Genomic DNA, 8,676 nt, shown 5'->3' on the forward strand with positions numbered 1-8,676 from the left:
ATTCTATTCGGCGACAGAATTTTATGCCTCGGGGCGCTTTGACGAAACTCTTTTGCTGGCGTGCGAGCGTTACGATGATCTGATGGCCGTGATGTTGAAAAGCCTGCGCGAAGAACGCCAGCAGACCTATTCGATTTTCCTGCCGATCAGCCCGACGACGGGCCGGGTTTTGTATGTTCCAATGAAAGAGGTGAATGCCAAGGATGGCACTGTCACCTTTGATGACGAGGACGGCACGGAGACGACGCTTCCGGTGACAGGCGGGAATGTAAAGTTTCAGTGGAAGCCGGATTTTGGCGCGCGCTGGGCGGCTTTGGGTGTGGATTTCGAGCCCTACGGTAAGGAGCACGCGCCGAACACGCCTATTTATTCCAACATCTGTCGGGTGCTTGGGGGCCGTGCGCCCGAGGTGTTCACCTATGAATTGTTCCTTGATGAGATTGGCCAAAAGATTTCGAAGTCGATGGGCAATGGCATTTCGATTGACGAATGGCTGACCTATGCCTCGACCGAAAGCCTGTCGTATTTCATGTATCAAAAGCCGAAGACGGCGAAGCGGTTATTTTTCGATGTGATCCCGAAAGCGGTGGACGAGTATCACCAGCAGCTTCGGGCCTACGTTGATCAAGACGAAAAGGCGCGGCTGGCCAATCCGGTGTTCCATATTCATCAGGGCGAAGTGCCGGTGTCGAATATGGTTGTGCCGTTTGCGATGTTGTTGAATTTGGCGTCGGTTTCAGGTGCCAAGGACAAGGAAACGCTTTGGGGTTTTATTGGCCGCTATGCGCCGGATGCAACGCCTGAGACGCACCCGGATATGGATGAGGCTGCGGGGCACGCGGTGCGATATTTTAACGATTTTGTGCGCCCGACGCGCGAGTTTCGTGCGCCAAGTGAAATGGAGCGTGCAGCGCTTGAGGACTTGCGTGATCGGCTTGCCGATTGGGATGGTGGAGCGGATCCGGAAGAGTTGCAGTCGATGGTGTTTGCCGTCGGAAAACAGCATGGGTTCGAGCCGCTGCGCGATTGGTTCAAGGCGCTTTACGAGGTGCTTTTGGGCGCGTCGCAGGGGCCTCGGTTTGGCGGGTTTATTGCGCTGTACGGGGTGCCGGAGACGATTACCCTGATGGATCGCGCGTTGGCGGGCGAGCTGTCCTAAGGCGATTTTTTGAACCAAACTCGCCTGACCCGCGTATCTTTTAAAAGAGAAGCAGCGGAAAAGGAGAGCGACATGCGTCGATTTGTATTCGGAATTATGCTTTGGATCGGATGGTCTGGGTTGCTCATTGCCGCTGATGTTTTGCCAGCGGAACCGGCCATCGAAGGTACAATCCAAGATCAGATCGAGGCTTTTCAGGCGGATGATTTCGCTGAGGCGTTCACCTTTGCATCGCCGAACATTCAGATGCTATTTCGCGACGCCGACAATTTCGGAACAATGGTCAAGAACGGCTATCCGATGGTCTGGCGCCCGGATGAGTTTCGGTTTTTGGAATTGCGCGAGGTTGCTGGCAACCTGTGGCAGAAGGTACTGGTGCGAGATGCCGCTGGCACCGTCCACATTCTTGATTATCAGATGATCCAAACGACCGAGGGCTGGCGCATCAATGGCGTGCAGCTTTTGCGCACGCCGGATGTAGGTGCATGAGCCTTTCAGCAAACGCATGGTTTATGCTGGTTTAAGCCACTCCCGCTAAATCCATTTTCCGACGCTCGAATGATCACGGGCTAATCACGACAGCAGTTTCGCCGTCTCTTCGTGGTGGAGGGTCTCTTTTTGGCGCTGTTTTCGATGGCCTTCATAATAGTAAATCATCGCGGGACAGGCGAAACGCTTTGCCAAAACCGCCATTCAGGTGAGCGTCATAGGGGGTAAGACGTGCAAAATGGAAGTCGGTGAAGCCGATGTAGATTTTTGCCTTGGGCTGAAGCGACAGATAGCGGTCTATACGGGCTTGGGTTTTTTGGACAAATTGGGCGTCTACTTGCAGCGTCAGTCGGGGATGCGTCAGTGGATCGCCGCGGGGTCCGGGTTCTCCGACAAGCAGCGAGGCTTTGGGCGCCTTTCTTAAGGCTTTTGTGTGGGTGGATAAATCCGACACCAATGTGATGGGGCAGCCATCTGTATCGGTTGTGATGGCAATCCGGGTAACCATTGGTGCGCTGTCCCAGATGACGCCGAGGGCGCCGAAGGTGGCGTCATTGATCAGATCGCGCGCAAGGGCGCGAGCATCGTCGTCGGTGGGGCGGACTGGATCCTGAGCCATGATGTCAGGGTCTGCGCGCGATGCAGTCGATTTCGACAAGTGCGCCGACCGCCAAAGCCGTGACGCCCACGGTGGTTCGGGCCGGACGTCGCTCGGCGGGGAAGTAGCTTTGGTAACATTCGTTAAAGTCGGCGTAGTCGCGTTCGAATTCGGTCAAAAAGCACCGGCATTGGACGACATGTCTGAGCTCGAGGTCCAGTTCCGAAAGGATCGGCGCGAGATTGTTCATCACGCGGGCGGTCTGCGCAATGACGCCTTCGGGGAGCGGCGCGTCCGGGGCGTTGGGGTCGGTTGGCATTTGTCCGCTCAGAATGACCCAGCCATCGGTTTCAACGGCGTGGCTGAAGGGGGCTACTGGGCGTGGTCCGCTTGCAAAAAGGTGGAATTCAGGGGGCATGACGACGTCCTTGGCGGTTTGTGCAGATCATCGCACGCAAGGCGCTGGACTGTCGACGGTGATTGTCAGGCGATGGGTGCGGCGATGCAGGCGCGGAACCGCTGAATTTCGGGGGCCGCGTCGTTCAGCGGGAAGGGTAACGCGGTGTCCCCAAGCAGTACAGTGGCCGTAGCGTTGAATTCTAATCCATTCAAGACATTGCCGAAGCCTTGGTCGCGGACGGTTACGGTTGGGCCGTCAACCATCTGGCGGTCGGTTGTAATAGTCAGCGCGCGGGGGCCGTCGAACCGTATGCCAAAGATGGGGGCATCGGGCCATTGGGTATTTGCGGTGACCGCGATGGCGTAGGGGTCGGGCAGGCGGGGGTCGTAGGAGAGCGTCAGCGCCCCGTCTGCGGTTTCATGGGAAACGGTACAGACCGGGGAAGCGGTGAACTCCCACGCGGTGGCGGGAGTCGCGAGGAGGGCGAGGGCGATGAGTGTGCGCATGTGGGGGATATAGCCCGGTCTTTGTGCGTGTCAGCTTTCCATTTCCGCTGTATCGAAATCAATGTGGATGTGGTTGCCGTCGGGATCAAAAAAATTGACTTGTACGATGGGCATTCCAGGGACGACGGCCAGGCGGTGATCGATGGTGTGCGCATCGAGAAGTGCGCGGAAATCGGCGAGGCCTGTGGCGCTGAAGGCGAAGTGTTCGAGGCTCAGGTTGAGTCCGGCTGCAACACTGCCGTCGACGCCGACGAGGTGGATGTAGGGGTGATCCCCAAGATAAAGCCATGCGCCCGGAAAGCCGAAATCGGGGCGTTTGCCGGGGTGGAGATCAAGGATGGCGCCGTAAAAGGTGATCATCTCGTCGAGTTGCGCAGTGCGGACGTTGACGTGGTCGAAGGCGAGGACGGGCATTGGCGGGCCTTTGGATTTGGATTTGCCAAGCGTCTCGCAGTAGGATCAGGAATGCAAGCCTTGGAGGCGGGATGACGCGCGAAGAATTCAACGAGTTTTGCGGTGGGCTGAAGGCGACTAGCCATGTTGTTCAGTGGGGCAATGCGGATGTGTGGAAGGTTGGTGGGAAGGTTATCGCGCTGTGTGGGTGGTACGAGGGGAATTCGGCGTTCACGCTTAAGGTGGGGGATATCGCCTGGGAGGTTTTGCGGGACGCGCCGGGAATACGGCCTGCGCCTTATCTTGCGTCGCGGGGGATGAAGTGGGTGCAAGTATACGAGGTGGGGGCGTTGAGTGAGGCGTCTTTGCGGGATCATATCGTGGCGAGCTATGAGATGGCGGTGGCGAGGTTGACGAAGAAGGTTAGGGCGGAGTTGGGAGTGAGTACTGGTTCAGACTGAAAGCCCGCTGTGGGGTCCAGGAAACGCTTCAATGAACGCACGCAAAAAGCGTCATGTTTGAGGAGCGCTTCAATGCGTGACCAAATCTGAAACCCGGCGGGTCGGGCCAGATACAGAGGTTCGTATACTCCCAGTTCAGGGCTCTCCCCTTTGGGCAATGGCCTCTCAATGTCGGTGCCGTGCGTAAACGCTACCGACATATCAGGTAGCCTACCTGCCCCGCCGCTTCACGTTCCCGCCCTTTTGGCCGGCCTTTCCGGCTGTGCTCCGGCCCTTGCCCTTCGCGTTGTCTCTCACGGCCTGATCCACCGCTGACTGTCGCGCCAGGGGGTCGTCGGCTATCGTAAGTTGTACAGTTTCGAGCCGTTTGACTTCGTCTCGCAGACGCGCCGCCTCTTCGAACTCGAGGTTCTCGGCGGCTTTGCGCATGTCGGTGCGTAAGCCCTCCAAGACAGCCTGCAAATTTGCGCCGACAAGCGGTTTGTCGATCTTGGCCGTAACGCGGTTCATGTCGACGTCGCCCTTGTAGAAACCGGCCATCACGTCGTCGACGTTCTTTTTGATCGTCGCGGGTGTGATGCCGTGTTTTTCGTTGTAGGCGATCTGCTTGGCGCGGCGGCGGTCGGTTTCACCCAGCGCGCGCTCCATCGAGCCGGTGACGCGGTCGGCGTACATGATAACGCGGCCTTTTTCGTTGCGTGCGGCGCGACCGATGGTCTGGATGAGGGAAGTTTCCGAGCGCAGGAAGCCTTCCTTGTCGGCGTCGAGGATTGCGACAAGGCCGCATTCGGGGATGTCGAGGCCTTCGCGCAAAAGGTTGATGCCGATCAGGACGTCGAACGCTCCGAGACGGAGATCACGGAGGATCTCGATGCGTTCCAGCGTATCGATGTCGGAGTGCATGTAGCGGACTTTGATGCCCTGTTCGTGCATGTATTCGGTGAGGTCCTCGGCCATGCGTTTGGTGAGCGTGGTCACAAGCGTTCGGAAGCCGTCTTGGGTGACTTTGCGGACCTCGTCGAGAAGATCGTCGACCTGCATTTCCACCGGGCGAATTTCGATCATCGGGTCGATGAGCCCTGTGGGGCGGATGACCTGTTCGGTAAAGACGCCGCCGGCCTGCTCAAGTTCCCACGCGGATGGTGTGGCTGAAACGAAGATCGATTGTGGGCGCATGGCGTCCCATTCCTCGAATTTGAGGGGACGATTGTCCATGCAGGACGGCAGGCGGAACCCGTGTTCTGCTAGCGTGAATTTGCGCCGGTAGTCGCCTTTGTACATGCCGCCGATTTGCGGGACCGAGACGTGACTTTCGTCGGCGAAGACGATGGCGTTGTCGGGGATGAATTCAAACAGCGTGGGGGGCGGTTCGCCGGGCGCGCGTCCTGTGAGGTAGCGTGAGTAGTTTTCGATGCCGTTGCAGTGGCCTGTGGCTTCGAGCATTTCGACGTCGAAGTTACAGCGCTGTTCCAGGCGTTGCGCTTCGAGCAGTTTGCCTTCGTCGACGAGTTGGGCGAGGCGCATTTTCAGTTCGGATTTGATGCTTTCAATGGCCTGCTTCAGCGTTGGTTTGGGCGTGACATAGTGGGAGTTGGCGTAGATGCGCACCTTTTCCATCGCACCGGTCTTTTCGCCGGTGAGACTGTCAAATTCGACAATGCTTTCGAGTTCCTCGCCGAAAAAGGACAGACGCCATGCGCGGCTATCGAGGTGGGCGGGCCAGATTTCCAAAGAGTCGCCGCGCACGCGGAAGGTGCCGCGCTGAAAGGCCTGATCGTTGCGTTTGTATTGTTGTGCGATGAGGTCGGCCATGACTTTTCGCTGATTGTATTCGTGGCCCGTGATGAGCTCCTGGGTCATTGCGCCATAGGTTTCGACCGAGCCGATGCCATAAATGCAGGACACAGACGCCACGATGATCACGTCGTCGCGTTCAAGGAGGGCGCGTGTGGCCGAGTGGCGCATCCGGTCGATCTGGTCGTTAATTTGGCTTTCTTTTTCGATGTAGGTGTCGGATCGGGCGACATAGGCTTCGGGTTGGTAATAATCGTAAAAGCTGACGAAATATTCCACAGCGTTGTCGGGGAAGAAGCCTTTGAATTCTCCATAAAGCTGTGCGGCCAGTGTTTTGTTGGGCGCAAGAATGATCGCTGGACGTTGAGTTTCCTCGATGACTTTCGCCATGGTGTAGGTCTTGCCGGTGCCGGTTGCGCCGAGCAGGACCTGGTTTTGCTCACCTTCGTTAATGCCCCCGGAAAGCTCGACAATGGCCGTCGGCTGGTCACCCGCGGGCTTGAAATCTGTGTGCATCACCAAAGCGCGGCCGCCCTCGAGTTTCTCGCGGGCAGGGGTGCCTGAGGCACTGGAATGAAGAGCAGGTTCGGCGGACATCGGTGATTCCTTTCGGTCCATCAGATTTGATCTTCTTTTGTTCCGGTTCAAGGCGTTGTTTGCCGTAACTGGGACGCTGCTGACAATTTGAAGAGAATTGATGCTAAAAATGCGCTAAGTGGAAACGCAAGCTAAGGAGGAAATAAAAATTATGACTCACGCATATCGTGTATAGTGATTGCATGAAGCGGCTGAGCGAGTTGCCGCCCCCGCGCGCGAATTACCCATCTCTCGTTCCCAGTGCTCCGATTGGCACTCATCTGAGGCGTCTTCTGCCCTTGCGCCACCAGCCCTTTTTGAGCGATAGATCATTTAGCGAAAAGGGAACTTGTTATGACAGCGCGCATCTTCAAACCTGCGAAATCGGCTATGTCCTCGGGGCAAGCGAAAAGCCGCGAATGGGTGCTGGAATATGTCAACGACACGGGCCGCGAAGTTGATCCGCTGATGGGCTGGACGTCTTCCGACGATACCCAAGCCCAAGTTCGGATGCGGTTTGCGACAAAGGAAGCCGCGCTGGATTATGCAAAGGATCACGGCATTGAGGCCGTAGTCGCTGACCCCAAGCCCCGAAAACCGAATGTGCGTGCCGGTGGCTATGGAGAGAATTTTGCAACCAACCGCCGGGGGGCCTGGACTCACTAAACGGCGCTGACCGACGAAGTTCAAGTCGCGGTTACACGGTGCAAGAGAAATTCGATCATACCCTCAAGGCGCTCGCGCGGGACTGCTGAAATGCGGTTTTCGAGGCCGAGCAGCACTATTCCATGAACCGACGAGAACAGCGCCCGGGTCATCAGGTCTATTTCGCCGGGTGCCGGGTCGGGGTGCAACTCGGATAATGGCCCGGCAATGATGGCAAAGAGGCGACCGAGTTCTTCGAGATACCACGCAGGCACGTCGCGATCCGATGACATTTCGACGTCAAAAAGCGCACGCCAGAGATTCGGGTTTGCGATTGCAAACTCGAGGTAAGCGACGGCCATTGCGACGAGACGTTCGGTGGGCGTGGTGTCAGCAACCTTGGCGACGGCATCAGAAACGTGGGTGCCAAGGCGGCGAAACGTGCGTCCGTTTACCGCCAGCGTCAGCCCAGTCATGTCATCAAATACGTTGTAGATCGCACCGACCGCGCATCCGGCTTCCGTTGCCAAAGTGCGGGCGCGCAAAGAGGCCAGCCCATCAGCGCGAACATGCGCCTCGGCAAGTTCGGTGAGTGTCGTGCGCAGAGCCTCGCGCCGCTTGGTTGTGTCATGAGCCATAAAAAACCTCCCACCTGAACGCCGTTCAATGTCCTAACGCGCCCGAGTTTTCTGCGCAACAGACTTGCCAATATCGAAACGGGAAGCCAATAACACCTTTAGCGGTCCCATAGCTCAACTGGATAGAGCAGCTGACTTCTAATCAGCAGGTTCGGGGTTCGAGTCCTCGTGGGATCGCCAATTAAATCAATATGTTAAAGTGATATTCTAATAGGCTTTCTCCAAGAACTTGCCTTTGGGGAACAGAATTCCTCAAAAAAAATGCAAAATGTTCTTATGCGTCTCAAACCATCTTCATTCGCAGTTTGCGTGCGAGAAACCATAGGGTAGGCAGCCGCCCCTAGATAATCCGCTGGATAGTTGCGCGAATTAGCCCCCCAGTTTTTGGCATGGTGAATAGAGATAAAAAGTAGTTTTCCATCCGCCATCGCAAACACAGTATCTGGTGCAAAACACCATTATTCTTCCTTCATGCACAGCATATAGACCCCTACCCGCGATGAAACTGAACCAGTACCAAATGGCTGCTTCGTTCTAATTACAAAAGCTTCCATAAATGGGGGGATTACTTCATCACAATCGTCATTGGTGTGCGGGTAAAACGCGAAATCCTGATGCCATTCCACCGCCGCATCATAGCCGGCACATTTCATGTTCAGTTTGCTGGTGTGCAGGCGCAGATCAGGACCAATCAGATCGCGCATCGAGGCAAGTACATGATCTGAATACATCAGATCACGCGCAACATCGCTGATCGTATGAGGCAACTTGATCCGCCTAATTCGCGGTGCTTCGGGGGAGTGGCTGTCTTCAAGGTCTAGGCGGTCATTGCTGACCGTCAGGCCGCGCACTTCTTCCTCAAACCGGGCGATTTTGGTGCGAATATTAGCAATAACATCGTCCGGTATTTGATTTTCAACGATCAAATAGCCGTTTTCGTTGTAAAAATCTATCTGATCCTGCGTCAGCACTTCGCTCATCGCATTATCCTTTAGTCCGGTTTCAAGGTGTCGAGCA

11 protein-coding genes and 1 tRNA gene are annotated in these 8,676 nt (G+C 56.3%); 5 read left to right on the forward strand and 7 right to left on the reverse strand.

The genetic code is table 11. The features are described 5' to 3' along the window. Positions 1-1,159: lysine--tRNA ligase (locus AC221Y_RS16290; RefSeq protein WP_486707756.1), on the forward strand; the 1,159-nt coding region annotated here is incomplete at its 5' end. 72 nt (positions 1,160-1,231) lie between these two features. After that, a complete protein-coding gene (locus AC221Y_RS16295) occupies positions 1,232-1,648 on the forward strand; it encodes a DUF4864 domain-containing protein (RefSeq protein WP_486707757.1) in 417 nt (138 codons plus the stop codon). A gap of 151 nt (positions 1,649-1,799) precedes the next feature. On the opposite strand, the gene AC221Y_RS16300 is transcribed toward AC221Y_RS16295, so the two are convergent. From AC221Y_RS16300 to AC221Y_RS16315, 4 genes are all read right to left on the reverse strand, one after another. Further along, positions 1,800-2,267, reverse strand: coding sequence for a HugZ family pyridoxamine 5'-phosphate oxidase (locus AC221Y_RS16300; RefSeq protein WP_299751211.1), 468 nt, complete (start codon positions 2,265-2,267; stop codon positions 1,800-1,802). 4 nt (positions 2,268-2,271) lie between these two features. Continuing rightward, a complete protein-coding gene (locus tag AC221Y_RS16305; RefSeq protein WP_299751189.1) occupies positions 2,272-2,664 on the reverse strand; it encodes a RidA family protein in 393 nt (130 codons plus the stop codon). A gap of 65 nt (positions 2,665-2,729) precedes the next feature. Beyond that, positions 2,730-3,152 (reverse strand): excinuclease ABC subunit B, encoded by a 423-nt coding sequence (locus tag AC221Y_RS16310; RefSeq protein ID WP_486707758.1) that lies wholly within the window; start codon positions 3,150-3,152, stop codon positions 2,730-2,732. A gap of 30 nt (positions 3,153-3,182) precedes the next feature. Further along, on the reverse strand, positions 3,183-3,566 hold the full coding sequence (locus AC221Y_RS16315) for a VOC family protein (RefSeq protein ID WP_299751194.1): 384 nt from the start codon (positions 3,564-3,566) through the stop codon (positions 3,183-3,185). A 71-nt stretch (positions 3,567-3,637) separates the two neighbouring features. Between AC221Y_RS16315 and AC221Y_RS16320 the strand changes: the two genes are divergently transcribed. After that, positions 3,638-4,006: an MmcQ/YjbR family DNA-binding protein gene (locus tag AC221Y_RS16320; RefSeq protein WP_299751197.1), complete on the forward strand. Its 369-nt coding sequence runs from the start codon at positions 3,638-3,640 to the stop codon at positions 4,004-4,006. Between the two features lie 210 nt (positions 4,007-4,216). Here AC221Y_RS16320 and uvrB read toward each other — a convergent pair whose 3' ends face one another. Then, positions 4,217-6,397: an excinuclease ABC subunit UvrB gene (uvrB, locus tag AC221Y_RS16325; protein ID WP_299751200.1), complete on the reverse strand. Its 2,181-nt coding sequence runs from the start codon at positions 6,395-6,397 to the stop codon at positions 4,217-4,219. 333 nt (positions 6,398-6,730) lie between these two features. On the opposite strand from uvrB, the gene AC221Y_RS16330 reads away from it, so the two are divergent. After that, a complete protein-coding gene (locus AC221Y_RS16330) occupies positions 6,731-7,042 on the forward strand; it encodes an ETC complex I subunit (protein ID WP_299751203.1) in 312 nt (103 codons plus the stop codon). Positions 7,043-7,062: 20 nt separating this feature from the next. Here the strand turns inward: AC221Y_RS16330 and AC221Y_RS16335 are convergent, their stop codons facing one another. After that, positions 7,063-7,659 (reverse strand): TetR/AcrR family transcriptional regulator, encoded by a 597-nt coding sequence (locus AC221Y_RS16335; protein ID WP_299751205.1) that lies wholly within the window; start codon positions 7,657-7,659, stop codon positions 7,063-7,065. Between the two features lie 103 nt (positions 7,660-7,762). Here AC221Y_RS16335 and AC221Y_RS16340 point away from each other — a divergent pair. Beyond that, positions 7,763-7,839 (forward strand) — tRNA-Arg (locus AC221Y_RS16340). A 278-nt stretch (positions 7,840-8,117) separates the two neighbouring features. Here the strand turns inward: AC221Y_RS16340 and AC221Y_RS16345 are convergent. Next, the coding region (locus AC221Y_RS16345) for a phytanoyl-CoA dioxygenase family protein (RefSeq protein ID WP_486707759.1) at positions 8,118-8,676 on the reverse strand (559 nt) is incomplete at its 5' end.

It is taken from the genome of Boseongicola sp. (assembly GCF_057460485.1).

Excerpts from the sequence above, each read along its gene's own strand:
- AC221Y_RS16315 (WP_299751194.1), bottom strand. The coding sequence starts at position 3,566 with ATGCCCGTCCTCGCCTTCGACCACGTCAACGTCCGCACTGCGCAACTC.
- AC221Y_RS16320 (WP_299751197.1), top strand. The coding sequence starts at position 3,638 with ATGACGCGCGAAGAATTCAACGAGTTTTGCGGTGGGCTGAAGGCGACT.
- AC221Y_RS16295 (WP_486707757.1), top strand. The coding sequence starts at position 1,232 with ATGCGTCGATTTGTATTCGGAATTATGCTTTGGATCGGATGGTCTGGG.
- AC221Y_RS16305 (WP_299751189.1), bottom strand. The coding sequence starts at position 2,664 with ATGCCCCCTGAATTCCACCTTTTTGCAAGCGGACCACGCCCAGTAGCC.
- AC221Y_RS16330 (WP_299751203.1), top strand. The coding sequence starts at position 6,731 with ATGACAGCGCGCATCTTCAAACCTGCGAAATCGGCTATGTCCTCGGGG.
- AC221Y_RS16310 (WP_486707758.1), bottom strand. The coding sequence starts at position 3,152 with ATGCGCACACTCATCGCCCTCGCCCTCCTCGCGACTCCCGCCACCGCG.
- AC221Y_RS16335 (WP_299751205.1), bottom strand. The coding sequence starts at position 7,659 with ATGGCTCATGACACAACCAAGCGGCGCGAGGCTCTGCGCACGACACTC.
- uvrB (WP_299751200.1), bottom strand. The coding sequence starts at position 6,397 with ATGTCCGCCGAACCTGCTCTTCATTCCAGTGCCTCAGGCACCCCTGCC.
- AC221Y_RS16300 (WP_299751211.1), bottom strand. The coding sequence starts at position 2,267 with ATGGCTCAGGATCCAGTCCGCCCCACCGACGACGATGCTCGCGCCCTT.